This is a genomic window from Ruegeria sp. YTSA075 (assembly GCF_059610245.1).
Genome location: NZ_JBXWNG010000001.1, coordinates 16,903 through 32,816 on the forward strand (window position 1 = coordinate 16,903; position 15,914 = coordinate 32,816).

General features: G+C 58.3%; 15 protein-coding genes. 10 read left to right on the forward strand and 5 right to left on the reverse strand.

The window, feature by feature from the left end; genetic code table 11:
• The first annotated feature begins 180 nt into the window (after positions 1-180).
• Positions 181-1,047 (forward strand): lytic transglycosylase domain-containing protein, encoded by an 867-nt coding sequence (locus tag AC2FGE_RS00085; RefSeq protein ID WP_496817186.1) that lies wholly within the window; start codon positions 181-183, stop codon positions 1,045-1,047.
• A gap of 45 nt (positions 1,048-1,092) precedes the next feature.
• On the opposite strand, the gene AC2FGE_RS00090 is transcribed toward AC2FGE_RS00085, so the two are convergent.
• The 5 genes from AC2FGE_RS00090 to tldD all read right to left on the reverse strand — a co-directional run bounded on the left by AC2FGE_RS00090 (position 1,093) and on the right by tldD (position 8,080).
• Positions 1,093-1,719: a 3-oxoacid CoA-transferase subunit B gene (locus AC2FGE_RS00090; protein ID WP_353013721.1), complete on the reverse strand. Its 627-nt coding sequence runs from the start codon at positions 1,717-1,719 to the stop codon at positions 1,093-1,095.
• Positions 1,719-2,423: a CoA transferase subunit A gene (locus AC2FGE_RS00095; protein ID WP_496817187.1), complete on the reverse strand. Its 705-nt coding sequence runs from the start codon at positions 2,421-2,423 to the stop codon at positions 1,719-1,721. The genes AC2FGE_RS00090 and AC2FGE_RS00095 overlap by 1 nt, the downstream gene beginning before the upstream one ends.
• Before the next feature lie 91 nt (positions 2,424-2,514).
• Entirely contained in the window at positions 2,515-5,133 is a 2,619-nt protein-coding gene (gene topA, locus AC2FGE_RS00100; protein WP_496817188.1) for a type I DNA topoisomerase, read from the reverse strand.
• Between the two features lie 152 nt (positions 5,134-5,285).
• Entirely contained in the window at positions 5,286-6,419 is a 1,134-nt protein-coding gene (dprA, locus tag AC2FGE_RS00105) for a DNA-processing protein DprA (RefSeq protein WP_496817189.1), read from the reverse strand.
• Between the two features lie 239 nt (positions 6,420-6,658).
• Positions 6,659-8,080: a metalloprotease TldD gene (tldD, locus tag AC2FGE_RS00110; RefSeq protein ID WP_496817190.1), complete on the reverse strand. Its 1,422-nt coding sequence runs from the start codon at positions 8,078-8,080 to the stop codon at positions 6,659-6,661.
• Positions 8,081-8,256: 176 nt separating this feature from the next.
• Between tldD and coxB the strand changes: the two genes are divergently transcribed.
• The 9 genes from coxB to AC2FGE_RS00155 all read left to right on the forward strand — a co-directional run bounded on the left by coxB (position 8,257) and on the right by AC2FGE_RS00155 (position 15,837).
• Positions 8,257-9,168, forward strand: coding sequence for a cytochrome c oxidase subunit II (gene coxB / locus AC2FGE_RS00115; protein WP_496817191.1), 912 nt, complete (start codon positions 8,257-8,259; stop codon positions 9,166-9,168).
• Positions 9,169-9,254: 86 nt separating this feature from the next.
• On the forward strand, positions 9,255-10,205 hold the full coding sequence (gene cyoE / locus AC2FGE_RS00120; RefSeq protein WP_496817192.1) for a heme o synthase: 951 nt from the start codon (positions 9,255-9,257) through the stop codon (positions 10,203-10,205).
• Entirely contained in the window at positions 10,202-10,363 is a 162-nt protein-coding gene (locus AC2FGE_RS00125; protein ID WP_496817193.1) for a cytochrome c oxidase system small membrane protein, read from the forward strand. Before cyoE ends, AC2FGE_RS00125 begins: the two co-directional genes overlap by 4 nt.
• Complete coding sequence (locus AC2FGE_RS00130; protein ID WP_496817194.1) at positions 10,363-10,938, forward strand: cytochrome c oxidase assembly protein; 576 nt, start codon at positions 10,363-10,365, stop codon at positions 10,936-10,938. Before AC2FGE_RS00125 ends, AC2FGE_RS00130 begins: the two co-directional genes overlap by 1 nt.
• A 22-nt stretch (positions 10,939-10,960) precedes the next feature.
• Positions 10,961-11,776, forward strand: coding sequence for a cytochrome c oxidase subunit 3 (locus tag AC2FGE_RS00135; RefSeq protein WP_496817195.1), 816 nt, complete (start codon positions 10,961-10,963; stop codon positions 11,774-11,776).
• Between the two features lie 155 nt (positions 11,777-11,931).
• Positions 11,932-12,609, forward strand: a complete 678-nt coding sequence (locus AC2FGE_RS00140) for an SURF1 family protein (protein ID WP_496817196.1) — start codon at positions 11,932-11,934, stop codon at positions 12,607-12,609.
• Positions 12,606-13,994, forward strand: coding sequence for a threonine synthase (thrC, locus tag AC2FGE_RS00145; RefSeq protein WP_496817197.1), 1,389 nt, complete (start codon positions 12,606-12,608; stop codon positions 13,992-13,994). Before AC2FGE_RS00140 ends, thrC begins: the two co-directional genes overlap by 4 nt.
• Positions 13,991-15,253 carry a M16 family metallopeptidase gene (locus AC2FGE_RS00150; RefSeq protein ID WP_496817198.1) on the forward strand — a complete coding sequence of 421 codons (1,263 nt, stop codon included), beginning with the start codon at positions 13,991-13,993 and terminating at the stop codon, positions 15,251-15,253. The genes thrC and AC2FGE_RS00150 overlap by 4 nt, the downstream gene beginning before the upstream one ends.
• Positions 15,253-15,837, forward strand: coding sequence for a GNAT family N-acetyltransferase (locus AC2FGE_RS00155; RefSeq protein ID WP_496817199.1), 585 nt, complete (start codon positions 15,253-15,255; stop codon positions 15,835-15,837). Before AC2FGE_RS00150 ends, AC2FGE_RS00155 begins: the two co-directional genes overlap by 1 nt.
• The last annotated feature ends 77 nt before the right edge of the window (positions 15,838-15,914 follow it).

Here is a 15,914-nt window from a genome sequence, read left to right on the forward strand (position 1 = left end):
CGAATTGATTAACAGCATGATAACAATAAGAAAAAATATGTGATCACTCCTGTTTCACCGTGCCGGGCGGTGCAAAAAAGCGCCAAATGAGGCGAAATTGCCCCAATTCGCTTTGTTTTTCTGGCCTTGCGAGGCGTTTTGCGGTTCAACTTCCGTAAAAAGAGAGCATGAGGCAGGCAAATGAATCTCCGGGACGCACTTAAATGCGCCGGTGTGTTGGCGTTCCTAACAGTTGGTGTTGCGCCTTTAGGGGCAACCGAACCCGAACCACGTGGTGTATATAAAAGGATAAAGGCGCCGAAACCCGGTGAGCGCCCGCGCGTGACCGTCCAGATTTCGCCGCAAGAGCATGCCTCAAGACCATCCGCGCCCAGCACAGGGGCCGAACTTGTCGTGCCTGAAGTCATCAAGAAAGCCAAAGTTCCGCCAGCCACGGCGCCGAATGTCGGGGTTAAAAGCAACCCCAAGGGCTCATACAAGGCCTTCTGGGATAGAATCTCGCCGGATTTGGCCCAGGCTCGGGCCGGGCGATTGGAAGACGCAATCCAAGCCCTATCGGCGACCAGTGTGAAATCGCCCAGGCTGCAGACGTTGCAGACCATCGCACAGCAACAGGGCGTGGATATTCTGCGCTCAACAGTCGGCACAAACGTCTCGCCCGCTTTGGTGCTTGCTGTGATTGCAGTCGAATCGGCCGGACGCGCCGATGCCGTCAGTTCAGCCGGTGCGCAGGGATTGATGCAGCTGATGCCCGCAACTGCGGCGCGCTTTGGTGTGAATGATAGTTTCCAGCCGGATCAAAACATCGCTGGTGGCGTTAAATACCTGAATTGGCTGATGGAAGAGTTCGGTAACGATCCGATTCTGGTGTTGGCTGGATATAATGCGGGTGAGGGGGCCGTTAAAAAACATAGCGGGGTGCCACCCTATGTTGAAACGCGCGACTACGTTCCCAAGGTTCTGGCCGCGTTTCAGATCGCGCGTGCGCTGTGCGCGACGCCGCCTGATCTGATCTCGGACGGTTGCGTGTTTCAAACCGCCAACTGAAAAAGGCCCGCCACTCAGTGCGGGCCTTTTGTTGAATACGATAACTTAGTCGACGATTTTGGCCTGAGTCGCAGCGCGCATGTCGTCTTCGCTGACACCATCCGCCAGTTCGACGATCTTCAAACCACCCTCGACAACGTCCAGAACGCCCAGGTTTGTGATGATGAGATCCACCACGCCTTTGCCGGTCAGCGGAAGGGTGCATTCTTTCAGAACCTTCGAGTCACCGTGTTTGTTGGTGTGATCCATCACCACGATGACACGCCCAACACCGGCCACCAGATCCATCGCACCGCCCATACCCTTGACCAGCTTGCCAGGGATCATCCAGTTGGCCAGATCGCCTTTCTCGTCCACTTCCATCGCGCCCAGGATCGCTGCAGCGATTTTGCCGCCGCGGATCATGGCAAAGGATGTCGCGCTGTCGAAGTAGGATGTGCGGGACAGTTCGGTGATCGTCTGCTTGCCTGCGTTGATCAGGTCGGGGTCTTCCTCACCTTCGAACGGGAAGGGGCCCATGCCCAGCATACCGTTTTCGGATTGCAGCGTGATGTCCTTGTCACCCACATAGTTCGCCACCAGCGTCGGAATACCGATGCCGAGGTTCACATACATGCCGTCTTCCAGTTCCTCTGCCGCGCGCGCGGCCATTTGGTTCCGATCCCAGGGCATTATGCATCCTCCTTCTTGCGAGTGGTGCGCTGTTCGATACGCTTTTCATGGCTACCTTGGATGATGCGATGCACATAGATGCCGGGCAGATGGATAGAATCCGGGTCCAGTGAACCGCGCGGAACAATCTCTTCCACTTCGGCCACACAAATCTTGCCGCAGGTGGCGGCAGGAACGTTGAAGTTGCGGGCGGTCTTGCGGAACACCAGATTGCCGGTGTCATCGGCCTTCCAGGCCTTCACGATGGCCAGATCGGCAAAGATACCCTCTTCAAGGATGTAGGTCTCACCATTGAAGTCTTTGTGCTCTTTCCCGTTAGCTATCACGGTACCGACGCCGGTTTTGGTGTAGAAACCGGGGATCCCAGCACCACCCGCGCGCATCCGTTCGGCCAGTGTGCCTTGGGGATTGAACTCCAGCTCCAGCTCTCCGCTCAGATATTGGCGCATGAATTCCGCGTTCTCACCGACATAAGAACTGATCATTTTTTTGACCTGTTTGGTCTGCAGCAGGATGCCGATTCCGAAATCATCCACACCGGCATTATTCGACGCAAAGCTCAGGTCTTTGACGCCCGAATCCTTGATTGCCTCAAGCAACAACTCAGGAATGCCGCACAGGCCGAATCCGCCCGCCGCAATCAGCATGCCATCCGACAGCACTCCGTCGAGCGCCTCAGCGGCATTGGCATAGACTTTCTTCATGGAAAACTCCCCCAATGACATGGTGATGGGCAGGTTGTGCCGCCACGTCATTGGGAAGTCAATGAAACCAAGGGGGTGGTGGTATTTCTACCTACCCGGCCGCCTTTTTGGTGGTTTTCTTGGTGGCAGCCTTCTTTTTGGGTGCCGCCTTTTTCTTGGTGCCTTTCTTGGCCGCGCGCTCGTTAACCAGTTCGATGGCCATTTCTTGCGTCACATCTTCGGGCTTGATGTCCTTGGGAATGGTCGCGTTGACCTTTTCCCACTTCACATAAGGGCCATAGCGCCCGTCCAGCACCTGCATCGCGCCGCCATCGGGGTGTTCGCCCAGCTCTTTCAACGGTTTTGCAGCGGCGCGGCGCCCGCGCCCCGGGTTGGCCCGTTTTTCGGCCAGCATCTCGACGGCACGGTTCATGCCGATTTCAAACACATCGTTGGGGTCTTTGAGGTTGGCGTAGACCGGTTTGGCCTCATCCGCTAGCTGATGCATCAGATAGGGCCCGAAGCGACCGAAGTTCGAACTGATCATGCCGCCCTCGGGGTGCGCACCGATCTGGCGGGGCAGGGACAACAGCGTCAGGGCCTTCTCGAGGTCCATGTCATCCTTGCTCCACCCACGTGGGAGCGAAGCACGGGGGGGCTTCTTGTTCTCAGGCGTCGGTTCGCCGCGTTGAACGTAAGGGCCAAACCGTCCGGATTTCAGCCAAATCTCGTCACCAGCATCCTCGCCCAGCAGGCGCTCGTCACCTTCAGCGCCTTCTCCGGCAATCGGACGGGTATAGGTGCATTCGGGATAGTTGCCGCATCCGACGAACCCGCCGGTGCGAGAGGTTTTCAGATGCAATTGCCCTGTCCCGCATTTCGGGCATATACGAGGATCTGACCCGTCTTCGCGTGGCGGATAGAGTTGAGGCGCAAGCGCTTCGTCCAGTTTGTCCAGCACTTCCGAGATCCGAAGTTCTGACGTCTCGCCAATCGCGGCCGAGAAATCACGCCAGAACTTGCCCAGTAGCTCTTTGTAATCGCGCCCGCCTGCGCTGACGTCGTCCAGCTCTTCTTCCAGATTGGCCGTGAACTCATAGCCGACATATTGGCGGAAGAAATTCAGCAAAAAGATCGTGACGATCCGGCCCTTTTCTTCGGGGATTAGCCGGTTCTTGTCTTTACGCACATATTCCCGGTCCTGAATCGTGGTCACGATCGAGGCATAGGTTGAAGGCCGCCCGATCCCCAACTCTTCCATCCGCTTGACCAATGTGGCCTCGGTATAGCGTGGCGGAGGTTGGGTGTGATGCTGCAGGGCCAGAACGGATTCGTTATCGGATAGGATGGCGGCCTTGTCTTCTGCCTTTGAGACCTGATCCTTCAGCGAAGATTTGGCAAATTTCGCCGGATCGCCCTGCATGATCTGTGGCAAGCGCTTTTCATCATCATCGGCCACGTCATCGCGGCCTTCTTCATAAACGCGCATGAAGCCATCGAACAGAACAACCTGACCAGTCGCGCGCAGGCCAACCTGCCCGTCGTCGCTGCCGATCTCAACCGTTGTCCGCTCAAGGCGCGCTGCTGCCATCTGGCACGCGATGGTCCGCTTCCAGATCAGATCATAAAGCTTGCGCTGATCTTCATCGGTGACCTTCAGCGCCTTGGCATCGCGCGTCATATCCGTGGGGCGGATACATTCGTGCGCTTCCTGCGCGTTCTTGGCCTTGTTCTTGTACATACGCGGGCGGTCTGGCACGTATTCGCTGCCATATCTGTCAGCAATCGTGTCGCGAGTGGCAGCCACGGCTTCGGGGGCCATGTCGATGCCGTCGGTCCGCATATAAGTAATGTAGCCCGCCTCATACAGCCGCTGCGCCACTTGCATCGCGTGACGCGCGCCCATGCCGAACTTGCGGCTGGCCTCTTGTTGCAGGGTCGAGGTCATGAAGGGCGCGCTGGGGTTGCGGGCGGCGGGCTTGGCTTCGACCGAGATCACGCTCAGCGCGCGGCTGGTGATCGCCTGAACCGCCAGTTCGGCCTGCGTGGCATTGGCCAGATCGTGTTTGTCCAGTTTCTTGCCCGCTAAGGTGACCAGACGGGCCTCATAGGTCTGGCCGCGTGGGGTTTCGAACAGCGCCCGAACTGACCAGTATTCCACCGGCTTGAAAGCTTCGATCTCCATCTCGCGTTCGACGATCAGGCGCAGACAGACAGATTGTACGCGGCCTGCGGATTTCGCACCGGGCAGCTTGCGCCACAGAACCGGAGACAGGTTGAACCCCACAAGGTAGTCCAGCGCGCGGCGGGCCAGATAGGCCTCGACCAGCGGCATGTCGACCTGGCGTGGGTTCTGCATCGCCTCGGTCACGGCCTCTTTGGTAATGGCATTGAAGGTGACGCGGCTGACCGGCGTGTCTTTCTTGATCGAGCGGCGCTTGGTCAACGCCTCTTGCAAGTGCCAACTGATCGCCTCGCCCTCGCGATCCGGGTCAGTCGCAAGAATCAGCGCGTTGTCTTCTTTCAGCGCATCAGCGATGGCTTTGACATGTTTGCGGCTGTCATTGCCCACTTCCCATGTCATCGAAAATTCATGGTCCGGATCGACCGATCCATCCTTTGGCGGCAGGTCACGAACATGCCCGTAAGAGGCCAAAACCGTGTAGTCCGGACCAAGATACTTATTGATCGTTTTGGCTTTGGCAGGAGATTCTACAACAACTACGGGCATTTAAGAGGAATCCTTGCTCGACAGACTTTGCGCGTTTTATGGCCGTGCAAGATGTGTGCGACAAGATCGAATTGTCAATGCGTTCCTTTGGCGCCAGGGCTGATGTGCCGAATCCCACCATTAAGCACGGATTGAAACAATAGGTTTAGCGGTCAACTGGCCAGTGACAACAGCCCGCCGGGCTGGCGTTGAATCCGTCCCTCCAGCTCCAGATCAACAAGGACCGGTCCGATTTCGCCTGCGCTTGCGGCGATGTCGCGGATCAGCTGGTCTTCGGCTATGGGCGACGGGCCCAGGCGCAGCAATACCTCATCATGCAAATCCGCTGGTTTGGCAGGGGCAGAGTCGATTGTCTCGCCTCCCGTTTCGTTTTGGGGGAACAGATTGGACTGATTTGGTGGCAGCGCGTCGATCACATCTTCTGCGGATCGGACCAGAGTCGCCCCGTCTCGGATCAGCGGGTTACATCCGGCGGCGCGTGCATCGAACGGGTGTCCGGGCACCGCCAGAACCTCGCGCCCTTGATCCAGAGCATCCCGCGCCGTGATCAGGCTGCCGGATTTCGCGGCGGCTTCGACGACAACCACGGCCTGAGCCAGCCCCGATATGATCCGGTTGCGGCGCGGGAAATGTCGCGCCTGTGGGGTTACGCCTATCGGCTGCTCGGACAGCCGCAGGCCCTTGATCGCAATAGTGTGGGCGAGTTCTGTGTTCTCGGCCGGGTAGATGACATCGACACCACCCGCCATGACGGCGATTGTCCCTGTCTCAAGCGACGCCATATGCGCTGCAGTATCAATGCCGCGCGCCAGGCCTGAAACGATGACATGATCCTTTTGCCCCAGCTCTTTCGCCAATCCGCGCGCCATCCGCGCGCCCAATGATGAACAGTTGCGGGCACCAACTATCGCGATGGCGGGTTTATGCAAAAGCGAAACATCGCCAATTGCCCAAAGGATCGGCGGGGCATCATTCAGATCATTCAACGCCTGTGGAAAATCGGCGGCCCCAAGGCACAAAAGCCGCGCTTTTGCGGCTTTTGCGGCCTTGAGCTCCGCCTCAATCACGCCGGGGGGGCAGATTTCATACCCTTCTATCCCGGCAGCGCGTGCCATTTCTGGCAGCGCGGCCAGCGCGTTCTGCGCCGAGCCATGTTCACGCAACAGCCGACGAAACGTCGCCGGACCAACCTTGCGTGAGCGCAACAGACGGAGCCAGGAAAACCGGTCCTCTTCCGTGGTGGGTGGGAGTGGGGGGTGATTGGAAGAAAGCTGCTCTTCGGTCATCCGATGCTCCGCCTGATTGCAAAACTGGTTTACGTCAGGGCGGGTTAACAGCCTGTAAATCGATGAAAATTAGCTGTGTTTCGTTTGTACCCATTGGTACTAAATTGCGTTATCCTCCTGATAACGAGACAAAAAACCCAAGCAGATTTTCTGGGCGCATTTGGCTGGCCGCCCTAGGTGCGCTGCCGCTCAGGCAGGCCGCATTAACCTAGAGCACCCCGGAAACTGATGATTCCGACTCAGGTGGCAGAGCCGCCAACGGTCAACCCGTCCATCAAGACGGTCGGCTGTCCGACACCGACAGGAACCCATTGGCCGTCTTTGCCGCAGGTGCCCATGCCCGGATCCAGTGCCATGTCATTGCCCAACCCTCGAATACGTTTCAGGGCCGAGGGGCCGTCGCCGATCAGGGTGGCGCCTTTTACCGGCGCGCCGATTTTGCCGTTTTCCACCCGGTAGGCCTCGGTGCAGGAAAAGACGAATTTCCCGTTGGTGATGTCCACCTGACCTCCGCCAAAGCCCACGGCCCAGATACCGTCTTTGATTGCCGCGACCAAAGCAGCCGGATCGCCCTGGCCGCCGAGCATGATGGTGTTTGTCATCCGAGGCATCGGCTTATGGGCATAGCTTTGGCGCCGCCCGTTACCGGTAGGCGTGACCCCCATCAGGCGGGCGTTCTGGCGATCCTGCATATAGCCTGTCAGAATGCCGTCTTCGATCAACACAGTGCGTGAACTTGGTGTGCCCTCATCATCCACACTGATCGAGCCGCGCCGATCTGCGATGGTGCCATCGTCCACAACGGTCACGCCCTTTGAGGCAATCTGCTGGCCCATCAACCCGGCAAAGGCCGAGCTGCCCTTGCGGTTAAAATCGCCTTCGAGCCCGTGTCCGATGGCTTCGTGCAGCAGGATGCCGGGCCAGCCGGGACCAAGCGCCACCTCCATCACTCCGGCAGGGGCGGGGATAGCCTCAAGGTTGACCAGCGCGATCCGCAAAGCCTCGCGGGCTTTGCCCTGCCAGTCGACAGGGTCGATCAGCCCACTCAGTCCCACGCGACCTCCGCCGCCGGCCGAGCCGTTTTCGCGGCGACCGTTCTGCTCGACGATGACCGAGATATTCACCCGAGTCATGGGGCGCACGTCGCGTACCAGCACGCCGTCCGGGCGCAAAATCTCGACCTCTTGCACGGTTGCCGCGATTGTGGCGCTAACCTGCACAACGCGCGGGTCCAAATCGCGGGCGAAGGCATCAATCTCACGCAGTGTTTCGATTTTTACTGGAAAGGAAGCGGATTCTATCGGGTCTTCATCTGTATAGAGCCGTGTGTTCGTGGCGCGCGGGGCCTCAGCCAGCGTCCCACCGCCGTCCCCGACCGCAAGGCGCGCGGTTTCGGCTGCCCGTTTCAGCGCCGGGACCGAGACATCGGTGGAATGCGCGTAGCCCGCGACATCGCCCTGGACCGCACGCAAGCCAAACCCCTCGGATGCGTCATAAGATGCGGTGCGCAACCGTCCGTCATCAAAAACAAGTGATTCTGATTTTCGACGCTCGACAAACAGCTCTCCATCCTCGGCCCCGGCGGTTGCCGATTGCAAAATTGCCAGCGCTTCATCCTGCGGAAGGGCGCTTTCAAACGGGCGAAACGGGGCCTGAGTCATGGGGTGGAACCTTTCGGGTTTGATCCAGATCAAAAATAGCGTCTGTTTGACGCAAGCATTTTGCTTTATCTACCAGCAGGAATATGGTTTTTAACGCGGCCAAAGACAACGGGAGAGGTGCGACCGATTCACACCTTTTCGCGAGAGACGCAAAGATCAAACGATCAGGACAGAACATGAAGAATGCTTTGATGCTTTCGGGGTTTATGACAGCCCTCTCCAGCCTTCCCGCCATGGCTCAGGACCTTGAGATCATTGGCAAGCCGGTCGATGGCGGCCTTGGGTTCCAGCCAGCAGCCACCAGCCTTGCTGAAGGTATCCACAAGTTGGACAACATGATTCTGGTGATCATCACCGCCATCTGTATCCTTGTGGCGGCGCTGCTGGTTTACTGCATTGTGCGCTACAATTCGCGCGTCAACCCGACCCCGGCGCGCTTTTCACACTATACCCCGGTCGAGATAGCATGGACCTTGGGTCCGATCGTGATTCTGGTCTTTATTGGTGCCTTCTCGCTACCGGTTCTGTTCAAGCAGCAGGAAATTCCCGAAGGGGACGTGGTGATCAAGGTTGTGGGCAACCAGTGGTACTGGACCTACGAATATGTCGACCATGATTTTGCCTTTGACAGCTATCTGCTGGGCCACCCGGCAACTTTGGACGAAGGTGCCCGCCCTGCAGATGCCGAAGTCACCCCGTTTGTTCTGGATGATGCCATGCGCGCTAAACTGGCCGATGCGGGCTATAGTGATGATGAGTGGCTGCTGGCCACCGACACCGCCGTGGTCGTTCCGGTTGGCAAGGTTGTTGTCATGCAGGTGACCGCCTCTGACGTGATCCATTCCTGGACCATTCCATCCTTCGGCGTGAAACAGGACGGTGTACCCGGACGTTTGGCCGAACTGTGGTTTGAAGCCGAAAAAGAAGGCATCTACTTTGGTCAGTGTTCGGAGCTCTGCGGCAAGGACCACGCCTATATGCCGATCACCGTAAAAGTGGTGAGCGAGGAGGCATATGAAGAGTGGCTGCAAGGTGCCATTGATGAGTATGCGGGGCTGCCGCAAGCCTATCAGGTGGCCTCTAACTGATAGCCATCCGGGTGGGATAAGCCCATCTGCCAAGAACGAGCAGGCTGCGCGGAAAATCGCGCAGTTTTCGCCCTAAAGGACCTGAAATGACCGACGCAAGCATCAATGCCAGCATTGCGACCGCTAAGGCGGACGAGGCCAGCTTTGGCGACTACTTCGCCCTGCTGAAGCCGCGTGTGATGTCGTTGGTTGTCTTCACGGCTCTGGTTGGCCTGCTGGCGGCGCCAACCCCGGTGCATCCCTTTGTGGGCTTCTGCGCGATTCTGTTCATCGCCATCGGTGGCGGCGCCTCCGGTGCGCTGAACATGTGGTGGGATGCGGATATCGACCGCGTCATGAAACGCACTAAGTCCCGACCCATCCCGTCGGGGAAAGTCGACGCAGGCGAAGCACTGGCGCTGGGGCTGACGCTGTCGGGCCTGTCGGTGATCATGCTGGGGCTGGCAACCAATTGGTTTGCAGGCGCGTTTCTGGCCTTCACCATCTTTTTCTATGTCGTCGTTTACACGATGTGGCTGAAGCGCACGACGCCGCAGAATATCGTCATCGGAGGCGCTGCGGGCGCGTTCCCGCCAGTGATTGGCTGGGTCGCCGCGACCGGCACCATGTCTATTGAACCCTGGCTGATGTTCGCGCTGACCTTCATGTGGACGCCACCGCATTTCTGGGCTCTGGCGCTGTTTATGCGTTCGGACTATGACGATGCGGGCGTGCCGATGCTGACCGTGACCCATGGCCGCAAATCGACCCGTTGGCATATCCTGGCCTATACCGTGCTGCTGGCCCTGCTGGCTATCGGCACAGCGTTCTCGGGCATCGGTGGACCGATTTACCTGACGGTTTCCATCATCCTCAACGCCTTGTTCCTGCGCGGCGCCTGGCAGATATCGCGTCGCAGTGAAGACGACGCCGAGGCGGATAACTTCAAGGTTGAACGCTCTTTCTTCAAGTTGTCGCTGCTCTATCTGTTCCTTCACTTCGGTGCCATTCTGGTTGAGGCATTGCTGAAGCCTTACGGTCTGGGAGGTTGGTCATGAGCCTGCGCAAAAGCCACGAATTGCATCAGCGCCGTTTTGGCCGCAATCTTGGCGTCGGCCTGACGCTGGCGGCCTTTATCGTGATCATCTTTGGCCTGACGGTTGTGAAAGTGTCCGGTACCGATTTCGGTATGGCCACGCAGGAGATACAGAACTGATGGCGATGTCTGGTCCTCAGAAAACGGTTTTGCAGACGGTCGGGGTTGTGATCCTGATGGGCAGCCTGGCCTGGGCTGCGGTACCGTTTTACGATTGGTTCTGCCGTGTCACCGGGTTTGGTGGCACGACGGGTGTGGCTGAGGCCGCCCCTGATGACATTCTGGACCGCACGATTACGGTGCGCTTCGACGCCTCCAAAGCCAAGGGTATGGCTTGGGAGTTCAAGCCCGTCGAACGTGAAATGGAAGTGCGCATCGGTGAGACCGGACTGGCCTTCTACGAGGCCTACAATCCAACCGATCGCCCGATTGCCGGGCAGGCATCCTACAATGTGGCGCCTTATTCGGCAGGTGGGTATTTCCAAAAGATCGCTTGTTTCTGCTTTGAGGAACAGGTGCTGCAACCTGGCGAACGGGTTGAGATGCCGGTTACCTTCTTCGTCGACCCTGAACTGGTCGAGGATCTGGAAGCGAAGTATGTGCATACGATCACTCTATCGTATACATTCTACGAAATTGACCTGCCCGAGGGTTATGCAACCCTGGACGTGCAGGCAGATACAAATACGAACTAACGCCTTTAGGTGAGGGACACTGATGGCACACGCAAAAGACCATGACTACCACATTCTAAACCCCTCGATCTGGCCGCTTGTCGGCGCGATTGGTGGGTTTGTGATGCTGTTCGGAGCCGTATTGTGGATGCACGGGGTAACCCCGTGGATGTTCTGGGCTGGCCTTGTAGCCGTTCTTTACACCATGTTTGCCTGGTGGTCCGAAGTGGTGGTCGAAAGCCGTCAGGGCGATCACACCCCAGTTGTGCGCATCGGCCTGCGCTATGGTTTCATCCTGTTCGTGATGTCCGAGGTGATGTTCTTCTTTGCCTGGTTCTGGTCGTTCTTCAAACATCGCATGTACCCGATGTATGACTATGCAGGAACCGAGTACATCCAGCCGGATATTCACGCCGTTGACCCGTTCCACCTGCCGCTGATCAACACTCTGGTCCTGTTGCTGTCGGGGTGTGCGATCACCTGGGCGCACCACGCGCTGGTGCATGACAATGACCGCAAGGCGCTGATCAATGGTCTCGCCATCGGTATTGTTCTGGGCATCGCCTTTACCGCGTTGCAGGCGTTTGAATACTATGAACTGCTGGCGCATGAAGACTGGAAGTTCGGTGGCGACCAATTCTATTCGAACTTCTTCATGGCGACCGGTTTCCACGGTTTCCACGTGATCATCGGAACCATCTTCCTGTCGGTCTGTCTGATCCGGGCGCTCAAGGGTGATTTTACACCTGAAAAGCATGTCGGGTTCGAGGCTGCGGCCTGGTACTGGCACTTCGTGGACGTCGTCTGGCTGTTCCTCTTCTTCGCCGTCTACATCTGGGGTCAGGCCCCGCTGATGTAATGCCGGTGAGGCTGTTCAATTGCAAAAGCCGCCCTTTGGGGCGGCTTTTTCTCTATTCGGGGCGCAAGATTGCGCCCCATACAATTGCGTGGTTGCATTTCGGTGCACGCGCCCCGTAACAAGACGCCGGTTCCTGCAACGAGCGATAGTCTGATATGCGCCGCACTTTGTTTCTGCTGATCTTCGGTCTCGCCGGGTTGGGCGTGCTGGTGTCGCTGGGCATTTGGCAGGTGCAGCGTCTGGCGTGGAAAGAGCGTGTTTTGTCCGTGATCGAAGCGCGCCTCTCTGCCGCCCCGATTGGCCTGCCGTCGCAGATTTCCGAAGGCGAACACAAATACCTGCCGGTCTCGGTTTCTGGAGAAATGGAGCCCGGCGAAATTCACGTTCTGGTTTCGGTCAAGCAAGTTGGGGCAGGGTACCGCATTGTCCAATCCTTCCGCACTGGGGACCGCACCGTTCTGGTGGATCGCGGCTTTGTGCCGACGACTGCCAAGCAGGCCGAGCGTCTGACGGGTCCGATGGAGGTGACAGGCAATCTGCACTGGCCCGACGAGATCGACAGCTATACGCCTGAACCGGATATCGAAGAAAACATCTGGTTTGCACGCGATGTGCCCGCTTTGGCCGCCGCGTTGGGCGCCGAGCCGGTGATGCTGATCGCGCGGTCGCAAACCGACCCGAATGTAACACCGCTGCCGGTCGATACGGCGGGCATCCCGAACGATCATCTGCAATACGCAATCACCTGGTTTGGTCTGGCGCTGGTCTGGGCCGCGATGACCGGGTACTTCCTGTGGCGCAGCCGTGCCAATTCTGAAAGTGACGAGCCATGAAATATATCTCGACCCGTGGGCAGGCGCCCGAACTGACCTTTGAAGAGGCGATGCTGACCGGGCTGGCCCGGGATGGTGGCCTGTACCTGCCTGCCGAGATTCCGGTGATGTCGCAGGATGAGATCGCAGCGCTTGCCGGGCAACCCTATGAAGAGATCGCCTTTCGCGTGATGTGGCCTTATGTCAACGGTTCGTTTGGCGAAGATGAGTTCAAGGCGATCATCGCCCGTGCCTATCAGGGCTTTGGCCACGATGCCCGTGCGCCGTTGAAACAGCTGAACGAGAATCATTTCCTGCTGGAACTTTTCCATGGGCCCACGCTGGCTTTCAAGGATTTCGCCATGCAGCTGATCGGGCAGCTGTTCCAGGTTGCGTTGAACCGGCGCGGGGAACGAGTGACCATTGTGGGCGCGACCAGTGGGGATACTGGCTCGGCTGCGATTGAGGCGTTCCGGGGGTTGGACGCCGTGGATGTCTTTATCTTGTTCCCCCATGGGCGCGTGTCCGAGGTGCAGCGCCGGCAGATGACCACGCCTTCGGACAGCAATGTTCATGCGTTGGCCGTGGATGGCGATTTTGACGATTGTCAGGCCGCGTTGAAGGATATGTTCAACGATTTCGATTTTCGCGATGGCGTGAAACTGGCTGGCGTGAATTCGATCAACTTTGCGCGGGTATTGGCGCAGATCGTCTATTATTTCTCGGCAGCTGTCAGCCTGGGCGCACCGCGTCGCAAGGTCAGTTTTACCGTGCCCACCGGCAATTTCGGCGACATCTTCGCGGGCTATCTGGCCAAGCGCATGGGCCTGCCCATCGACCGTCTGGTAGTGGCGACCAACCAGAATGACATCCTGCACCGCTGCCTGTCGGGTGAGGGGTATTTCAAGGGCGCTACCATCCCCTCGATCAGCCCGTCGATGGATATTCAGGTCAGCTCGAACTTTGAACGTGCGCTTTATTATGCCTATGGCGAGGATGGCGGCGCCATAGCGCAGTTGATGGACGAACTGAAGACCGGTGGTTTCAACGTTAGCCAGGGCGCGATGGAAGCACTGCGCGAGAGCTTCGATTCGGGCCGTGTGTCCGAGGACGAAACGCTGGAGACGATCAAAAATACGTTAGCTCACAGCTCCGAACTGGTCTGTCCACACACTGCTGTGGGTATCAAGGTTGCAGAGGAACATCGTGCTGCGGATGTGCCGATGATTACCTTAGCCACGGCCCACCCCGCGAAATTCCCCGCGGCGGTCGAGAAGGCGAGCGGGGAACATCCGCCTCTTCCATCCCGCATGTCTGATCTGTATGAACGTCCAGAACGGGTGACCCGGATTGCCAATGATCTGGGGGCCCTTGAGGATCATATCAAAGGGCATATCGCTGAGTGACTGTCAGACAAGATCAGCTGAAGAACGGCTTTCGTATCGTCAGTGAACATATGCCGGGGCTGCAATCGGCGGCCATCGGCATCTGGGTGACCGCCGGCGGGCGGCATGAGCGGATTGAGCAGAACGGGATTGCGCATTTCCTTGAACATATGGCGTTCAAGGGAACCGAGCGTCGTTCCGCGCTACAAATCGCTGAGGCGATTGAGGATGTGGGCGGGTATATCAACGCCTATACCTCGCGCGAGGTGACGGCCTATTACGCGCGTGTTCTGAAGGATGATGTGGCGCTGGCGATTGATGTGATCGGTGACATCGTTCTGAACCCGGTGTTTGATCCGCGTGAGATCGAGGTTGAACGTGGCGTTATCCTGCAAGAGATCGGGCAGGCCTATGACACGCCCGACGATGTGATTTTTGACTGGCTGCAAGAGCAGAGCTATCACAATCAGCCGCTTGGTCGGACGATCCTTGGCCCGACGGAACGTGTCAGCGCGTTTTCGCGCGAGGACCTATCGGGTTTTGTGGCCGAGCATTACGGGCCGGAACAGATGATCCTATCTGCGGCGGGTGCGGTGGATCACGATCTGCTGATGAAACTGGCCGCAGAAATGTTTGGTCATCTGCAACCACGAAGAGGTTTGATCCCAGAGGCAGCCCGGTTTACCGGCGGTGAGGCGCGGCAGGAAAAAGATCTGGAGCAGGCGCATTTTGCGCTGGCGCTGGAAAGCCCCGGCTATCGCGATGACGCGATCTATACGGCGCAGATTTATTCGACCGCCCTGGGCGGGGGCATGTCCTCGCGCCTGTTCCAGGAGGTGCGGGAAACGCGCGGGCTGTGTTACACGATTTTTGCCCAGACCGGGGCATATGCGGATACTGGTACGACGACGATCTATGCCGGTACTTCGGCGGACCAGGTGGGAGAGTTGGCAACCATCACCATCGACGAGATGAAGCGCGCGGCAGAGGATATGAGTGCTGAAGAGGTCGCCAGAGCGCGCGCGCAGATGAAAGCCGGGATGCTGATGGGTCTGGAAAGCCCCTCGAACCGGGCCGAGCGTCTGGCGCGGTTGGTTCAGATTTGGGGCCGGGTGCCCTCGCTTGAGGATACCGTTGCAAAGATCGATGCCGTCGGCACCGAGGATGTGCGGCTTTTTGCTGAGCAAATGGCGGCACATGCGCCAGCGGCTCTGGCGCTGTATGGTCCGGTCTCGGGCGCGCCCTCTTTGTCTGATCTGCAGGAGAGGCGTGCGGCGTGATGCTGTTGGGCAGACGCAAGCTGAAACTCGAAACCGAGCGGCTGAGCTTGCGACCGCCCGTGCATTCCGATTTCAGCGCCTGGACCGCGCTGCGCCGGGCATCGAAAGACTATCTGACGCCATGGGAGCCGATTTGGGCTAAGGATCACCTGAGCCGCAAGTCCTTTACCAACCGGGTCTATTGGGCTCAACGTTCTGTCGCCAGTGGAACTGCGATTCCGCTGTTTCTGTTTCGGCGCGAAGATGACGTGCTGATCGGAGCGATCACGCTGGACAATATCCGGCGCGGCCCGGCTCAGGCAGGAACACTTGGGTATTGGACCGGCCAGGCCTTTGCCCGCAACGGGTATATGCGCGAAGCGATTGGCGCGATTGTGCATCACGCCTTCACACGGCTGGATCTGAGCCGGATCGAGGCGGCTTGCTTGCCCGAAAACGCGGCCTCTCGGGGGTTGCTGGAAAGTTCCGGATTCAAATACGAAGGCGTTGCGCAATCGTATTTGCAGATTGATGGACGGTGGCGGACGCATGTTTTGTATGCCAGCTTACGTTCGGACCGGCGCGGCAAGACCGACGCGGGATAGGGGGCTCTGCCCCCATCGCGGCGGGCCGCGACTCCCCCGGGATATTTTTGGCCAGATGAAGCAGGCGATCGGTTGCG

Bases quoted from the DNA above. Each gene is read 5' to 3' on its own strand.
- AC2FGE_RS00085 (WP_496817186.1), top strand. From the start codon at position 181: ATGAATCTCCGGGACGCACTTAAATGCGCCGGTGTGTTGGCGTTCCTA.
- AC2FGE_RS00090 (WP_353013721.1), bottom strand. From the start codon at position 1,719: ATGCCCTGGGATCGGAACCAAATGGCCGCGCGCGCGGCAGAGGAACTG.
- AC2FGE_RS00095 (WP_496817187.1), bottom strand. From the start codon at position 2,423: ATGAAGAAAGTCTATGCCAATGCCGCTGAGGCGCTCGACGGAGTGCTG.
- topA (WP_496817188.1), bottom strand. From the start codon at position 5,133: ATGCCCGTAGTTGTTGTAGAATCTCCTGCCAAAGCCAAAACGATCAAT.
- dprA (WP_496817189.1), bottom strand. From the start codon at position 6,419: ATGACCGAAGAGCAGCTTTCTTCCAATCACCCCCCACTCCCACCCACC.
- tldD (WP_496817190.1), bottom strand. From the start codon at position 8,080: ATGACTCAGGCCCCGTTTCGCCCGTTTGAAAGCGCCCTTCCGCAGGAT.
- coxB (WP_496817191.1), top strand. From the start codon at position 8,257: ATGAAGAATGCTTTGATGCTTTCGGGGTTTATGACAGCCCTCTCCAGC.
- cyoE (WP_496817192.1), top strand. From the start codon at position 9,255: ATGACCGACGCAAGCATCAATGCCAGCATTGCGACCGCTAAGGCGGAC.
- AC2FGE_RS00125 (WP_496817193.1), top strand. From the start codon at position 10,202: ATGAGCCTGCGCAAAAGCCACGAATTGCATCAGCGCCGTTTTGGCCGC.
- AC2FGE_RS00130 (WP_496817194.1), top strand. From the start codon at position 10,363: ATGGCGATGTCTGGTCCTCAGAAAACGGTTTTGCAGACGGTCGGGGTT.
- AC2FGE_RS00135 (WP_496817195.1), top strand. From the start codon at position 10,961: ATGGCACACGCAAAAGACCATGACTACCACATTCTAAACCCCTCGATC.
- AC2FGE_RS00140 (WP_496817196.1), top strand. From the start codon at position 11,932: ATGCGCCGCACTTTGTTTCTGCTGATCTTCGGTCTCGCCGGGTTGGGC.
- thrC (WP_496817197.1), top strand. From the start codon at position 12,606: ATGAAATATATCTCGACCCGTGGGCAGGCGCCCGAACTGACCTTTGAA.
- AC2FGE_RS00155 (WP_496817199.1), top strand. From the start codon at position 15,253: ATGCTGTTGGGCAGACGCAAGCTGAAACTCGAAACCGAGCGGCTGAGC.